Raw genomic sequence first — 16,708 nt, 5'->3', positions numbered from 1 at the left:
AATGACGGTTATCGTAATTGGCAAAAGTGGACAATTAGCGCAAGAGTTAAAAAACCGCGAAAGTAGTTTAATGTGTTTAGGCCGTAACGATATCGACATAACTAACAACGAAAATATCAACTTAGTACTTAATGAACATGAAATAACAGGAATTATCAACGCTTCGGCATATACGACCGTGGATAAAGCTGAATCACAGCAGCAACAAGCATATGATCTTAATGCTGTAGGCGTGGCCAATTTAGCCAAATATGCAAGTAAGAGAAACGTACCTTTCGTGCATATATCCACTGACTATGTCTTTTCTGGTAATAAAGGTTCACCATACAGTGTTGATGATGTGTATGCGCCTATTGGTGTTTATGGCGCGAGTAAAGCTGAAGGTGAAAGAGCTATTCAGCAGTTCGCCCCTAAACAAAGTTGCATTATCAGAACCAGTTGGGTGTATTCCCAATATGGTCATAACTTCGTAAAGACCATGCTTCGTTTGATGGCTGAAAAGCCTGAATTAGCCATAATTGATGATCAAATTGGTTCACCTACTTCTGCAAGTGCATTAGCAAAAGCTTGTTTGTATGCGGTTAAAAATAACGTTACTGGAGTACATCACTTTACCGATTCAGGTGTTTGCAGTTGGTATGATTTTGCTTTAGCGATTCAAGAGTTAAGTATCCAATATGGACTTTTAGAGAAAGCCATTTCAATCAAGCCTATCCCAACCAGTGCATACCCGACTCCAGCAAAAAGACCAAGCTATAGTGTGCTTGATAAAGCTTCGTTGAAGACAGCTTTCGATGGGTTGCAACCTAAACATTGGCGTGAAGAACTTGGTACGGTGATTCAACAATTAGCGACACAAAAACAACCAAAAGATTCTTAAATGACTAAACATAAAGTATTACTCGTAACAGGAGGAGCCGGATTTATCGGCGCTAACTTTGTATTATATTGGATGCAAAATAATCCTGAAGACACTGTGGTTGTGTTAGACGCACTTACTTATGCAGGCAATCGAGAAAACTTAGTGTCAGTGGAAGCAAACAATAAGTTTGTTTTTGTGAAAGGCGATATATGTAACACAGCTTTGGTAGAATCGTTATTAACTGACCATTGTATAGACACCATAGTACATTTTGCCGCTGAATCACATGTAGACCGTTCAATTACTGGTCCAGATGCCTTTATTGAAACCAATATCATTGGCACATATAGTTTACTAAAGGCCGCCAAAAAAGTATGGATTGACGTGCCCAAAAAAGCTGGAAATGCGCCATTTAAGCATCGCTTTCATCATGTTAGCACTGATGAAGTTTATGGGACGCTTGAACCTAATGAACCGGCATTTACAGAAGAAACCGCTTATGCACCAAACTCACCATATTCAGCCAGTAAAGCGGCAAGTGATCATTTAGTGCGAGCTTATCATCATACTTATGGTTTAGACGCAACCACCAGTAATTGTTCAAACAATTACGGACCATACCATTTTCCTGAAAAGCTAATACCGCTTATTATCACCAATATTTTGAATGATAAGGCACTGCCTGTGTATGGTGATGGCCAACAGATACGTGACTGGTTATACGTAGAAGATCACGCTCGTGGCATTGAGTTGGTTCTTAAAAAAGGACGCATAGGCGAAAACTACAATATTGGTGGTCACAATGAGTGGGCGAATATTGATATTGTAAAATTGGTTTGTGACAAAATGAATAAAGCATTTGCGAACAATCCTGAATTGCCAACAAAATACCCGTTTGCAAAGAGGGCTAATGTAGGTAAAGCTCAAGAGTTGATTACTTACGTGACAGACAGAGCAGGCCACGATAGGCGATATGCTATTGATGCTACAAAGACACAAAATGAACTTGAGTATAAACCGACAGAGACATTTGAATCGGGTATCGATAAAACAATTGATTGGTATTTGGCCAATAATGATTGGTGGAAAAAGTTAATTTAGTTTGGTTTATATTTAAGAAAATAACTGACGTCTATAGATGATGAAAAGCTTAGATAAATTCGTTATCATTCTCCACATTAGTTCTCACCACTTAGTGGCTGAAATTAATCTAAACTAAAGACACCGGTAGGCGAAAGCCTCATGATATTAATAGGATATAGAGTTTGAAAATCATCATTACCACTGGATGTAAAGAACCTTGGTGTACATTAACGGGTTCATTTGATGGAAAAAATGTAAGCTTAATTGAATCCTATGATGTTTTAAAAAGTAACACAGAGAGTGGCTTTCTTTGCTGTAAACAACCTATTAAAGACTTTGAAGCCCTATCCAATGATTTGAACAATAACACCTGTGAATCTATTGTTCTGTTTTATCAGCAATGTGAATTTGCAATTGCGAGCGCGATTAGCCAAGGTAAAACACTGGAAAGTGCGGCCAGTGACTGGCTTGAAAAAACGAGTGCTTTATTAAAATTTCAAAAACAAAATCGACGTAAAGTTAGGTTGATTAATCTTGAGCAGGCATTATTAAACCCAACGGCTTTAATTAATCATATGGAAGATAATGGTATTTCAATACCAAGTTCTTTTGAGTACCAAGTTGAATCAGACCTAAATTTGTTACTTGCCTGTCAATATGTGCGACAAGAAAAGACTTTATGTGACTTAAACACACTTTTAAGTGCGTCTAGTTTACCTTTAAGTGAAAGCACTACTGTCATTGTAAATAATTCTCTGTTATTGAAACAAACCCTTGAGCAAAGTACTTCTGCAGTTAACAATCAAAAGCAGATCGAACTTTTAAAAGTTAAAGTAAGTGAGCTAGAGCAAAATAATAGTGCGATTAATGAAAAATTAGAACATGGAAGTTCAGTAGTCAACGCTTTGCAACAAGAACTGAAAAACGAAAAAGTAAGCACAATTAAGCAAGCTGAAGCCTTTGGAGTTGAAAGCGAATTATCGGAATTAAAACTAGCTAGTCTGCAAGAAGAGTTAGAGCACTATCATTTAGCAAGAGAGACTGAAAAGCAGAAGTATGCTGTTTCTGAGTTGGAGCTTAATGAACGGTTCCGTAGCATTTCTGCGGAACTTGAAAATGTTAAAAATGAAAGTGAATTACTAGAGCTACAATTAGCTAGCGTACAAGAAGAGTTAGAGTCGACTTTCCTTAATTTAGAAGCCGAAAAGCAGGGAAAAGCAGATATTGAAGCAACGCTGAACAAAAAGCTTATTACTAGTCAGGCGAACTTGAAAAGCGTTAAAAGTGAAAACGAGTTATTAGAGCTACAATTAGCCCAAGTACAAAAAGAATTAGAAGATAGTTTTTCAAACAATCAGACAAAAAATACTCAAATTAATGTTCTCAAAAATGAACTAGCTACGCTTAAAAAAGTAATCGAGTCTCAGAATGAACAAATTATTGGCCTAAACTCCACGGTTAACCATAAAAATAACGAAGTTAAGAAAGCACTACAACAAACTAAAATTAAGCAATTAGAGATAGGTAAGCTCACTTCGCAATTAACTAAAGCCAAAGGTGAGATAGAGAAACTTAATCATAATTTAAATCAAGCGAATGCGGAATTAGAGCACATCAAGTCTTCAGCACTCTGGAAAACGGCTGAACCAATGCGCAAGCTAGCTAAGGCAGTTGGTAGGATAGATAAAAAGAAAGCTAAATTACAGCGGGATATAGGCTTGCTATTAACATCAGAGTATTTTGATGCAAAATGGTATCTAGAGACCTATCCAGACGTAGCTTCATCAGGTATCAATCCCGCAGAGCATTATTTGAAGTTTGGAGCTAAAGAAGGGCGTTTCCCAAGTCCGCAGTTCGATGGAAACTGGTATTTACAGCGCTATCCAGATATTTCCGATACTGATATTAACCCACTTATACACTTTATTAAGTTTGGAATAAGTGAAGGACGCAGCGCATCTCCAAAAATGCTTGTTAATCAGGAGAAATCATAATGGCGTCAAAGAAGAATGTTATGAATGAAGTATTAATTTGGCTAGGTGCTGGGCAAATTGAAGCACCAAGTCTTAACTTCGATAAATTTGATGAGGTTGTGTTAGTCGAAGCCCGCTTAGAACAGGTCGCAGCATTGCGTAAACGATTCAGTAACAATGATAAAGTGAAAATAATTCATGGAGTTGTTTCTGATAAAGCACAAAAATCTGATTTTTCCCGGTATTCTTTAGGCGAGTATTCAGCGTTATCATCGGCAAGTGGATTAAAAGAGCTCTTTCCAGGGCTAGAGTTAATTGAGCTTGAAAAGGTTGAGACCCAATGCGCCACGGATATACTAAGTGAATTTGCAGAAAAATCCGTTTCTATCACATTGGTTTTGGATGTACTCGATTTAAACCACTTGATTTTAAAATCAATTATTGACAGTGAATGTTGGCAGAAAATTAACGATATATATTTACCTATTCCAGATTTATCACTGTATGAAGATGCTGCAACGGTCTCGGATTTCCTAACGTTATTAAAATCGCAAGGTTTCGAATTAGTTGAAACGGATATTGCCGATCCAGATATTCCCATTGCCCAACTGAACCGCAATCCCTTATGGTTTGAATTGGAGTCATTAAGAAAACAATTCCAGTTGCAGAATACTCAACATCAAAAAGTGATTGATGAGTATGAAAGTAAACTTCAGGCTCAAAATGATGATGCTGAAAAAGCAAAGATGAGTTTTACCCAATCATTTGAGAAACAGTCCAGTGAATTGAAAGAAATAGTTGAAAATAACGACAGACTCAAGTCTGAGTTGGAAGAGTCTAATCAACAAAAAACAGAATTACTAGAAAGCTTGGAAAGAAGGTTAGAAAGTGACAAGTTAGCTTCTGAAGCCAAGATAAAAGAGCTTCAAACGGATAAACAGCAGTTAATTGAAAAGCTTGGACGAGCTAAAGATGAGAATGACATGCAGCATCAGAAATTGCGCAGTGAAATTCAAGCAGTGACTTCCCAAGTGGAACAGAAAACTACAAAAATCGAACATTTACACAGCTCTTTAGAAACTCAAAAAGCAGAGTCTACAAAACAGTTCGAAACATTGCAGGCTGAAAAACAACAAGTAGCGAGTAATTTAGAGCAATTGAAAATAAACTTTTCAACTTTAGAGTTAGAACATAAACAACAACTGGAAGAGAGTTCACAAGCCAAACAATCTTTTGAAAGCGAAAAAAGTTCATTAGAGTCTGAGTTATCTTCACTTAAAATCGAACTCGAAAAACGAACTAAGCAACGAGATGAGCAAGCCCATTGGCATGAAGAAAATAAAAAATGGGCTGAAGGGTTGAACAAAAAGGTGGAGTCCTTAGAGGTTTCACTGAAAGCGTCTAATGAAAGCTTGAAGACTGTGCAGACTGAAAAACAGCAATTAGAGACTAAGGTAGACGAGTTAAACACAAAAATTTCAGGATTGGAAACTGAGCATAAACAACAGTTCGATGACAGTTTGCAGGTCAAACAAACTCTCCAAAGTGAAAAAAGTGCACTGGAATCTGAACTAAGTTCACTTAGAAACGAACTAGAAGAAAGAACAAAGCAACGAGATGAGCAAACTCATTGGCACCAAGAAAATAAAAAATGGGCTGAAAACCTCGACAAAAAAGCGAAATCATTAGATGCTTCGCTAGGTGAGACTCGTGAAAACCTAAATACAGCATTTAAAACTGTAGCCTTAAATACAAAGCTAATGACTAAATTGGAATTAGACAACAACGCGCTTAGAAGACAACTATCAGATAAATCTAAAAGTGAGAAGCAACTAAAAGGCTTAATTAGTGAATTACATGATAAATTGAAATTGGCGTCTGTTTTGTATCATAAGATTCAAGAACATAACCCTGAATTGTTGAATAAAGAGTATTGATGTTGAATACAGTAAATCAGCTTAAAGGACTAAGGTCTGAGTTAGAGTCAGCTTTAAAGTTAATTGAAAATAACTCTTTTACTGGCACAACTTCTACTTCGTCAAATTCTAAAAACCTCAATGTACAACTAGAACAAACTGATAGCTTGTTAGCTAGATGTGAAAAAATAGTAAATGAAAAAAAGGGTGTTCAGAAGCCCACACTACGAATTATTCATCACTTTGCATGTAGTGGGGGAACGCTAATATCAAAGTGTTTAGCCTCTATGCCAAATGTTTATCTATTAAGTGAAGTTCACCCCCTATCCCAAAATCATATTAGTAGTAAACCAAAATATTTACCTACGGATATTACGACGTTAGCGAGATATGCCAAAATTCCAAATGTAGATGTACTAGCGGAAAAGCTATTCGTCAATAACATACGCGAGGCTGAAGCATTTGTAAGGGAGGGTGGTGGACAATTAGTACTTAGAGAGCATACCCACATTGATTTTTGTTTGGGCGATATGGCGTCATCATGCTCTGTAGTTGATGATTGTTTAAAGGCTCATTTTAACCTTAAGCATTTGGTCACGGTTAGAAATCCTATAGATAGCTATTTGTCGCTAATGGTTAATGGTTGGGTACAGTTTTCCCCCAACACTTTTGATGAGTATTGTAAGAGGCTTATTGAATTTATTAAGCAGTATCCTGCTAAAAATGTCCTTCGATATGAAGACTTTGTGCAAAATCCAGACAAGCAAATGCACAAAATATGTAAATTATTAGAATTAAATTTTGATGAGAGGTACCGTGATATTTTTAGTATATTCACGGTCACAGGTGATTCAGGCCGTAAAAGCGATGATATAGCTTTAAGGCCACGTCGTGAAATAGACAAGTCATTTTCAAACGAAATTAAACGTTCCAAGAATTTTAAGTTGGTGTCTAAAATGTTGAATTATAAGGATAAAGTTTAGATGGTGAATGTGTTTTTTCCATACTATCAGTGTGGTGATAGCGATAGACAAAAAGAGATTGATCATTGTTTATTTGAAAATATCAATAACAAAGCCATTTCAAAACTCATAGTCTTGATTGACGATAACTCAAGCTTGCCATTTAGTGATGCAAAAATCACGATAATAAGTTTGGATTCTAGACCAACGTACAAAAAGTGGATTGAGCTGACAAAAGAACTCCACCTAGATGGTATTAGCGTGTTATGTAATTCAGATATCTACTTTGATCACTCAATCAATTTTTTAGTTAAAATTTTGGATAAACCTCTAAGCTTTGTTGCCTTGAGCCGCTGGGAGCTGATTAAAGGGCAAACATCGCTGCATCCAAATCCCCATTGGTCACAAGATGTGTGGGCATTACATTGCGACAATAACTTATCGAAAGAAATGTTGCAGCTACTTGATTTTCCAATGGGTGTACCAAGGTGTGATAATAAAATAGTTTATCTATTTGGTATTTACGGTTGGGAAGTATTTAACCCGTGCAAACAAGTTAAAAGCTACCATGTACATGAAACGGAATTGCGCACATATCAAAAGAAATTGGATGACAGAATTTTGGGAGGGGTAGCCTATCCTCACCCAGAGAATAAATTCGATGTACCAGCTGAATTGGAATTTGATGTTTATGTTAAATCCAGAAAAAATATTAAGGGTGTCAAGATAAATGGTTCACTTGAACGGTGGCGTAAAGAATATGAAGAATCGAGAAATCCTACCGATAATGTTAAACCTAATTTTCAATTCGCTCTTAGCAGTGAACTCACTGAAGCAATTAAAGTTGGTAAATCTCTTTTAAAAAGAGGTGCTAATTTCGAAATGTTAGCATTGCATGATTCAATATTCTTTAAAAATGGCTACAAACTAAATAAACCTGTTAAGGTCTTAAACAGTTTTAAAGAAAATGACGAAGATTTAACTCGATTGTTTGCATTTGGTATTATACCTCCTGTGCTAGATTCATTTGTGTCTATTATTTCCCTAAAAGCTAAGGATGCGGAGGACATAAACTTTTGGCAGTACCCTTGCGCTACCGAAAAACAAGCTTACGAAAATCATTTGTCAATACCTCATGGTGAACATATCGATTTCTCGACTAATGAAATTAATATGTACATACCACTACCTTGGGCAACATATATCGATAGAAAAGCATTCCCTCATACTTATTTAGAACGTGTGAAATATTTAATTGCTCAATACAGAGCAATTGCTCAACAAGCTAAATTGAAACTCAACGTTCATTCTGTTTGCCAGCATATACATTGGATTAGAATTCTAGAAACTGCGCAGAAAATCGGCATAACTAATTTACATTTATCTCATAAAGACTCAAAAAGCGATGCAAAACAGCTTGGAATAGGACATTCTTTTAAATTACATGGATGGCCTTTAATCGCTGTAAACTATGTAATACAAGATCGAAGTGAAGGAATGGAGCGAAAGTCAGCCAAGGACAAAAAGTTGCTTGCTTCTTTTATCGGCGCTCATATGCCTCACTATTTAGATGATAGCCGTATTAAATTATTCGAAGCCGCTAAAAATAGTGGAAGAAGTGACGTGTTTGTAGATTTGGGTAAAGAGTGGCATTTTAATAAAATGGTTTATGAAGAGCAGGTTTTAAACAAAGAAATAGAATCACACCATATTGATGAGCACAACCAGAAAACTTTTAAATACAACTCAATCTTATCTGATTCCAAGTTTTCTTTATGTCCGATCGGTGCAGGGCCTAATACATTGCGATTTTGGGAATCGATTGCAGTGGGAAGTATACCGGTAATTTTTTCAGATGATTTAGCTGCGTTCAGTGAGCTTAGTTTTGGAGAGGAACTACTGAATAATGTATTTCTCTGGAACGAAGAGGTTGATTCAGATCTGTTTACTACTCTAAATAATTTACCTGCAGATGAGGTAGCCAAGCGTTCTGAAGCTTTAATTAATCTCTATTCACGTATTTCAAAATGGATTGCATTCAACAAAGCGGTTGTTACACAAAAAGGTAACGAACTAGTAAAAAAGTCTGAAGGCCAAGCAGAACCTAAAGAGCTAAGAGTTCTTTATGTAGGAGCTAGTGTAACTGCGCAAAAGAATGGATATAGGCCAGAGCTCAATAGATTGCTTACATCTAAAGGTTATTCAATTAAGCAAAAAGTGCTAGCAACTGGTGCTACAGGTTCAATCTTTGGGTTATGTAATTTATCAACTTTAAAGCAAATGGATAGTTTTGATTTGGCAGTGTACGAGTATTCAACTGGAGACCTTAATATAGGTCTTACACCATTGGAAGTTATCGAAAATGTTGTGCAAGAATCCCTGGAATTTTTAAATTCAATAGCAGATAAGGTTGTACTAATTAATAATTACCGTAGTGATTACGAAGCTGGAGCTGGTGACTTTGTCAGAGATAAACATCGTAATGGAGCTAAAAAATCCAACGTTCAAGTTATTGACGTGTATACCTACTTTGAATTTATTAAAAAAGATTATTCCGATCAAGAATGGAAAGATATTTATAGAGATAATGTGCACACTGGGAAAAAGGGCAGTGAATTAGTAGCTTTAAGGGTACTAGAGGAGTTGGAAATTCCTGAACCCAAAAAAGGTGTACCAATTAATACTGAAATTTTGAAATCTTGTTTTTACTACCCTTATGTCAAGGGGGGAGAAACCGGTGAGTACGTATATCCGAGTTCTGAGCAACACTTTAAGTATCTCAAATTAAGTGAGGCCTCAGAAATAACCATGAGAATTAAAGGTGAGTTCTGGGGGCTGGTTTCTATTGTAGGACCGACATCAGGCTGGGTAGAAGTGTTAGCAAACGATACAATAATACAAAAATTCTGCCAGTTAGATACACACTGCTATTATGAGAGAGTACAACCTCGTCAATTCATGCGAACATTTGATGACTTTATAGATTTAACTATTCGAGTCGTTGAAGAAGAGATTGATTTTACAATTGTTAAGCAATCCCATAAAGGTCATGAGTTACCTCGACAACTTAAGCTTGCTAGCCTGATGGGACGAAATATAAAAATTGATAACGTAAAAGTTACGGGGGGAGGCGAATGAAATTAGTTTGTTATGGGGCCAGTGTAACAGCTCAGAAAAATGATACTGGGTATTTTCAACAGTTAGTAGAATCGTCATGTGCAAGTTCTTTTTCTTCGATTGAAAAAGTGGCGTTTGGGGCTAGTCAATTTGAATATGCTGGTTATTCATTTATGCAAGATGTACTGGATTACAAGCCTGATATCTGTGTAATTGATTGGCTAACGCCAAGTATGCCTGGTTTTAACGCGTTTAAAATAGATTTGTTAAACTATGCACTACTGAGTATAAACTGTTTACCAGTTTGGGTATTTTTCCCAAGAGTGAATAATTTTAGTAATTTACCAAACTCATTTGCTCAAGTTAGTGATAGTACGCAACAATTTTCTTTGAATTTTTTGGATCTCAGAAGCGAAATGCCCGACTTTTTAGATGATCCCAAAAAATACCTTAGAGATGCCGTACACACGACTCTTGATGGAGCGAAGTGTTACGCGAAGGCAATAAATAATGAACTGAAGAAGGTAATCAGCGAGTTTGATGAGCGCCTTTCTTTGGCCAAACTGAGTGAAGGCTATAAGCTCACCGCTGAAAAAAAGTATTCTATTCCTCTAATTAAAGAAAGCGAATTTACAATCGACTCCTTCTGTAGCTTGGAGATCGATTTTCAATATAAAGGTGGTTTTTTTGAAGTCTACTTTGATACAGATATTGGCCCACATATTTGCTTTTTAGATTGTACCTTGTATAAGGATGGTGAACTCTTTGATCACCAGATATTTAATAAAGTGGATCCTTGGTGTTATTACAAGCGTTCAAAGATTATTGTGGTACTGAGAAAAAGAATCCCAGCAGGAAACTATAAGCTAGTTATTCAAAAAGGCAACGGGAACCCCTTCGAAGAGAGGGAGACTCGTAAACCCGTGGAAGAACATTGGAACGAAGTTGATAGATATATCAGCGTAAAACGCATTTCAGCAACCGCTGATGATTTTAAATTATCTATGAACAGGAGTAAGAAATAATATGTTTTTGGATGCAGCAATTAACTTTACGGACATCAAATCATACGAAAATATTTATGAAGATGTGTACATAGATACAAAAACATCGGCAGTATTGGATAGTAACCTTACCCCAATATACGAAACGTTATACGAAATTATTTTTTGGTGGAAAGGGACTTTGCACGGAAGAAATATGGTTGACCCCGAGTTAAGGAAAATTGAGGTTCAGCGACGTTATGAAGAAATTCTTAAAGAAACTGATACAATTACTAAAGATGATATAGCCAATGCAAAGATCCTAGCTGATGATGTTGAAGCTATTTATGCGATGTCTGCACACGGTTGGTATCCATATGGCCATCTGCATGATAGCTTGTTGAGGCTATACCCTTGGAGAGATACAAAGTTTAGCAAACCGAAAGTGTTATGCAGTAAATATAATAGGGTCGTAGATTTTTCTCTACATTTAAAAGCTTTTGGTTTCGATGAATCGTCAATTTTTAGGGCTGGGCCGCAATATAGATTGATTAAAGTCAAAAAATTATTTTATGGAGTAAATGAGGCGAAATACTGGACCAACATTTCCCCCGAACAGTATTCTTGGATGTTAAACGGATATTTTTCTTTATTTGATAAAAGTCCAGAAAATGAGCCGAAAATTAATGGGCTGTATCTTAGTCGTAATCATGTAGGTAGAAGAGGTGTCGTAAATAATGAAGAAGTAGAGAATTTATTGGAATCGAAATATAATTTTAAAGTATTAACTGGTAACGAAAACCTTAAAGATATCATATCTTTATTTGCTAGAGCCAGAAACATTGTAGGCCCACATGGCTCAATATTTGTTAACACAATATTTTGTGGTGATAATTGTAATATAATTGAGTATTGCCCTTCGAACAGACCAGACTTTTCTTTTCAAAGAAAGTATAAAAGAGCAAGTAATTACAAACACGTTCTTTTAGATGCGGATAATGATCACAATATAATACTTGACACAGATAGTTTAGAGAGTCTTTTGACTGCCTCTAGTTCCAATATTGAAAGAGAGAAACCATGATTATTTCTGACGACAAGAAATTTGTTTTTTTACACAACCCTAAAGCTGCTGGCACTACGGTGAGGTTTGCATTAAAAAATTACGATTCGTATGAAGGTAAGTTCTGGAGAAATCATGTTGAGGAGTTAGATAGACATTCTGATATGGCGCATTTAAGTGTTAGCTCCATCAAAAAATATTTTCCTGAAGAATATAAGAAAATAGATACGTACTTTTCATTTGGCTTTGTTAGACATCCTATACATCGTTTTTTTTCTGGTTTTAATGAAACACATAAACCTTTATGGAAATCTTTGGAGTTAGAGGCTGGTTTCCTCGATGAATACAAAAAGGTCTTACTTGCGTACACCAAAAGGCAACTCGCCACAAGAAATGAGGAGGGGTTATTTACTCATGTCAAGAGACAGAAAACAATTTATTATGATAACGACAAATGTATCGCTGATGTTGTGATAAATATAGAAGAGTGGAAAGATAAAATATATCTTCTAAAAAATCATCTTGATACGGAAGTTGCGTCCGTAGTGATTAAGGCAATGGATGGAAAGCCTAGGAATAAAAAGCAAATTAATTATAAGCCAACAGATATTTTGGATACGGATATTTTAAATCAATTGGTCGATTACTATTCGGATGACTACGAAGCGTTTGGTTATGAGAAAAATTATTATTAAAGCTAAGGGGGATTAAGTGTCTAAAAACCGGGAATTACTGCATTTTTTACATATAGGAAAGACAGGCGGGAGTGCTATTAAGGCGGTATTGAAAAATCATAAACATTCAGGAAAATACGATTTAGTTTTACACAATCATCAAACCGCTATATCTGAGGTACCTGAAGGTGAAAAAATCTTTTTTTGTCTAAGAGATCCGATCAGCAGGTTTGTAAGTGGTTTTTACAGTAGAAAAAGAAAAGGACAGCCAAAATACAACCAAGAGTGGAATAAACGAGAGAAAATTGTATTCGAAAGTTTCGAAACTCCCAATCAAATTGCTGAATTACTATTTTCTGCGAGTTCAGATGATAAAGCTCGTGGTGTTGAAGCAATGAGAAGTATACCTCATTTCACTCGCTATAAGCGTTGGTATGGAGATATGGATTATTTTAAATCTCGATTTGATGACATTTTATTTGTTGGTTTTCAAGAGTCTTTAGATACTGATTTTGAGCATTTGAAGAGTTTACTAGAACTTCCAGATATTCTTAGTTTGCCTTCAGATGATGTAGTAGCGCATAGAAACCCTATGGGAATTGATAAGAGAATTTCAGATAAAGGACTTAATGCTTTAAATAAATGGTACGCAGAAGATTATGAGTTTTATAACTATTGTAATGAAGCTTTCAGCTCGACGGACTGATTACTGCGAATAAGTATAATATTGAGTTTAATATAAAGAAAGCACTTATTACCGGCTAGGACGGCTCTTATTTAGCCGATCTTTTACTAGAGAAGGGATAGGAAGTACAAGGGATCAAGCGTCGTGCATCGCTGTTTAACACTGAGCGTGTTGATCACATTTATGAAGATCCGCATAACGAAAATCCAAAATTCCACCTACACTATGGTGATTTAACTGATACCTCTAACTTAACGCGTATCCTTCAGGAAGTGCAACCGGATGAAGTGTATAACTTAGGCGCACAGTATCACGGTGCGGTATCCTTTGAAGCGCCTTAGTACACCGCTGATGTAAATGCGTTGGGTATATTGTAAGCGTCTGGCAATCTCACTTATTGCTTAACAAATTTCCATGATAGTAGTTGCTCTATATCATGGTCATGTTGGCTTATCTGCTCTAGCAAATACATCAGATAATCGAATGGCGTTATGCTATTGGCTTTAGCAGTTTCGATAATGTTGTAAAGCGTAGCACTGGCTTTTGTACCGTTTGCCTAAAAACCAGTTTTTCCTGCAAATTAGGAAAGGGGGTGTCGCGCACCAAGTGCTATTGTTGTCGATGTTAAGATTGTCTTTATCAATGCAGTGAGTCAGTTTTGGGCACTGATTTATACTGTTTCATCGATTGATGTTGTCGTTGAATTAAGGGAACACTTCAAAAAAGGAATATAATCCTATTAAGTGATCTCAACACACCTTTTAAACCTGTTCACAACTTGATAGCTAAAATTACTCTGTTTTGTTAACATAAATCGTTTGCAAAGGCGCTGACAATACATAGAAAACCTTCGTAATTTCATTAGAGCCTAGGTATACGATTAAATTTTATTCACACCAAATTAACGAGTTAATAAAAATGAAACAACACTTAATATTTATAGCGTATTTGAAATGAAAAATGTTCGAATTCTTGGTAGTTGTGTAACGCGGGATGCATTAGAAATAACTACGGACTTTAAGTTAATTGATTATACGGCGAGAACCAGCTTAGCGTCATTATCCACAAAAAGCAGAAAAGACCCTAAAATATTAAACAGTATTAAATCTACTTTTCAAAAACGAATGGTAGAAAGAGATATGACTAAAAGGTTTTGGCTTAGTTTAGAAAACAGCCAAAATGACATTATTGTTATTGACCTAATTGATGACAGATTTAATTTAAAGCTTTTTGATGATAATTCGTCACATACTGTTTCATCGGAGTACAAAACAGCATCGAGCTCTCAAGGTCAAAATGGACGTATAGTTAAAAGCTCCTCTGACGAATTTAAAAGCCTATGGGAAGCAGGTTTAAGACGTCTGAAGGGATATTGTGATGATCTAAAGCTAAATAAAATATTCGTTAATTGTGTGTTTTATCAACCAACTGGCAATCACTCTATAGATTTCCCAGCGAAAATTGCAGAAAAAAACGAGTATTTGCGAGCAGCTTACCTTAAGTTAGAAAACACCTTCGGAAGCGAGGCAATGATTGAGTACCCTAAAGAAATAATAAAGGCCGATACTGATCATAAGTGGGGTGTAGCTCCGTTCCATTTTACTGAGGAAACATACAAATTTTTCCTTACCGAGTTAGCAAATAGAACGTTATAAAAAGTGCTATCAGTTTAATTTTTTATAGATAACTTTTTTGAAATGTTATTTTTCAATTAATTGATATTTGCATAGAGTTAATTCAATATTTATTGTGAATTTCTATAATTCATTGTAGACGACGTCAGAACCACAGCAGCCTAACTCAACATTCCGCGAAAGAAATTGCTCTGCCTCTCTGTCATCCTGTTTGATGTATCTCCTTAAATGTATGAGTTACTCTCAGGGCACTAGGCTATAGGCGAGTTGCCGTTTGTCAGAGACAACGATTATATAGTTGGTTAACAAATGCTCAATACCGACGGCGAAGAAGGTGAGTAAAAAAAGTTGAACATTTTGAGTTTAATAGACTTGGGAAAGAAAATAATCGCCTATGAATAGAGCGTAAAATGTTAAAAGGCCGATACTTTGAATTTACTTAAAATGTAAATCTATATTTATATATTTTTGTTTATCACGGTATCATGTACCTGTATTTTTAATTAGTAGGATTTTAATATTGTGAACAATACATCGACGAAAAAAATTGGCTTTCCAATTTCTGGTAGGAAGGGAGAACGCGGAAACTGGGAAGACGCTAGACCCGGCGGTGCCGATTTATCAGCTTTAGATTTGGCCGTTAAAATGTCAGAAATGGGTTTTCAAATCGTCGTGATATTAGATAACGATGGGCCAACCGTCGATTACATTTTACGCTTAGGCTTAGATTATGTTGTTATTGAGCTACCTACTATAGATAAGAGAGCGCCTTTTGACGACAGTGTGATTCAAAGTATTGTCAAGCACTCTGCTGATGTTGATAGACATTTAACTAAGGAATCTATTGGAACCATCCATACAAATGATGCGGGTATGCATAGAATTTGGGGTGCCTTGAAACAAAAAATTGAATTTATTCATGTATGGCATGAACGAGGATTGTTTCAGCACCCGGCCAAAGCTGAAGAGTTTTTACTAGCGGCTGACATGGTATTGACAATTACTATGTTTGTTAGAGATCGTGCACCAGAAAGTATTAGAGAAAAAGTGATCGTAGTAGATGATCCAATTACTATTGAAGGGGTTTATGATCGCAAACAAGATAGTTATTGGTTAAAAAATGAGTTTGATATTCCACTGGATGCCAAAGTCTTTACTATGATTGCGAATGGCAATAAAAGAAAGCGTTGGGATATGTTTTTTGAGGCCGCTGCAAAGTCAATAAAATCTAACAAACGGCATTATTTTGTTTCTGTCGGGTTAACTGTGCGTAGCGAAATCAATGATTTAAAGCGTAGGTATATTTCATCTGATGTTGCAAGTAATGTGATTATTGCAGGGTATCGATATGATGCTTTGCGAATCGTTTCAGGTGCGGACGCGTTAGTTTCAACTGCTAAAAATGAGCCTCTGGGACGTACTATAGTTGAAGCCGGTATGTTAGGAACTCCGATGATACTCTCCTCTGAGGGGGGACATAAAGAATTACTTCAACAGCTTTCGCCTTTTTGTCTTGTAGAAAGAGCTGATGCCAATAAATTCAAAAGTGAGTTTGATAAGATTGATGAGCTATCATCGCTTTATGTGGGAGTTAGGGATGATGTGGCAGATAGTATGTCATGGCGTTTTTCGCCTGAAAGACATGTAAAGAGCGTTGCTAACCTTTATATGTCTGTTCTAGATATTGCTGTATAAGGCCGTAAGTATAATTTATATACTTAGCGTTAATTAACCTGAATCTTGTTTAAGACCGTGA

At 36.2% G+C, this 16,708-nt stretch carries 12 protein-coding genes and 1 pseudogene; all 13 read left to right on the top strand.

Annotation, left to right across the window (positions count from 1 at the left end):
* Position 1 precedes the first annotated feature (1 nt).
* The 13 genes and pseudogenes from rfbD (at position 2) to VUI23_RS14795 (ending at position 16,647) form a co-directional block, all read left to right on the top strand.
* Positions 2 to 880, top strand: coding sequence for a dTDP-4-dehydrorhamnose reductase (gene rfbD / locus VUI23_RS14855; protein WP_342804838.1), 879 nt, complete (start codon positions 2 to 4; stop codon positions 878 to 880).
* Positions 881 to 1,963 (top strand): dTDP-glucose 4,6-dehydratase, encoded by a 1,083-nt coding sequence (gene rfbB, locus VUI23_RS14850; RefSeq protein WP_342804837.1) that lies wholly within the window; start codon positions 881 to 883, stop codon positions 1,961 to 1,963.
* Positions 1,964 to 2,127: 164 nt separating this feature from the next.
* Positions 2,128 to 3,939, top strand: a complete 1,812-nt coding sequence (locus VUI23_RS14845) for a hypothetical protein (protein WP_342804836.1) — start codon at positions 2,128 to 2,130, stop codon at positions 3,937 to 3,939.
* Positions 3,939 to 5,855, top strand: a complete 1,917-nt coding sequence (locus VUI23_RS14840; protein ID WP_342804835.1) for a hypothetical protein — start codon at positions 3,939 to 3,941, stop codon at positions 5,853 to 5,855. The genes VUI23_RS14845 and VUI23_RS14840 overlap by 1 nt, the downstream gene beginning before the upstream one ends.
* Positions 5,855 to 6,817 carry a sulfotransferase gene (locus tag VUI23_RS14835; RefSeq protein ID WP_342804834.1) on the top strand — a complete coding sequence of 321 codons (963 nt, stop codon included), beginning with the start codon at positions 5,855 to 5,857 and terminating at the stop codon, positions 6,815 to 6,817. The genes VUI23_RS14840 and VUI23_RS14835 overlap by 1 nt, the downstream gene beginning before the upstream one ends.
* On the top strand, positions 6,818 to 9,934 hold the full coding sequence (locus VUI23_RS14830) for an exostosin family protein (RefSeq protein WP_342804833.1): 3,117 nt from the start codon (positions 6,818 to 6,820) through the stop codon (positions 9,932 to 9,934).
* Complete coding sequence (locus VUI23_RS14825; RefSeq protein ID WP_342804832.1) at positions 9,931 to 10,938, top strand: hypothetical protein; 1,008 nt, start codon at positions 9,931 to 9,933, stop codon at positions 10,936 to 10,938. The genes VUI23_RS14830 and VUI23_RS14825 overlap by 4 nt, the downstream gene beginning before the upstream one ends.
* A 1-nt stretch (position 10,939) precedes the next feature.
* A complete protein-coding gene (locus VUI23_RS14820) occupies positions 10,940 to 11,980 on the top strand; it encodes a glycosyltransferase family 61 protein (RefSeq protein ID WP_342804831.1) in 1,041 nt (346 codons plus the stop codon).
* Positions 11,977 to 12,654 (top strand): sulfotransferase family 2 domain-containing protein, encoded by a 678-nt coding sequence (locus VUI23_RS14815; RefSeq protein ID WP_342804830.1) that lies wholly within the window; start codon positions 11,977 to 11,979, stop codon positions 12,652 to 12,654. Before VUI23_RS14820 ends, VUI23_RS14815 begins: the two co-directional genes overlap by 4 nt.
* A gap of 16 nt (positions 12,655 to 12,670) precedes the next feature.
* A complete protein-coding gene (locus VUI23_RS14810; protein ID WP_342804829.1) occupies positions 12,671 to 13,339 on the top strand; it encodes a sulfotransferase family 2 domain-containing protein in 669 nt (222 codons plus the stop codon).
* Positions 13,340 to 13,371: 32 nt separating this feature from the next.
* Positions 13,372 to 13,656: pseudogene (locus VUI23_RS14805) on the top strand (GDP-mannose 4,6-dehydratase); the annotation flags it as partial.
* Positions 13,657 to 14,271: 615 nt separating this feature from the next.
* A complete protein-coding gene (locus VUI23_RS14800; RefSeq protein ID WP_342804828.1) occupies positions 14,272 to 14,973 on the top strand; it encodes a DUF6270 domain-containing protein in 702 nt (233 codons plus the stop codon).
* Positions 14,974 to 15,474: 501 nt separating this feature from the next.
* Complete coding sequence (locus VUI23_RS14795; protein WP_342804827.1) at positions 15,475 to 16,647, top strand: glycosyltransferase; 1,173 nt, start codon at positions 15,475 to 15,477, stop codon at positions 16,645 to 16,647.
* Positions 16,648 to 16,708: the final 61 nt, after the last annotated feature.

This window comes from Alteromonas sp. M12, from assembly GCF_037478005.1.
Taxonomy (GTDB): domain Bacteria; phylum Pseudomonadota; class Gammaproteobacteria; order Enterobacterales; family Alteromonadaceae; genus Aliiglaciecola; species Aliiglaciecola lipolytica_A.
This window is presented reverse-complemented; position numbering and strand designations above follow the sequence as displayed.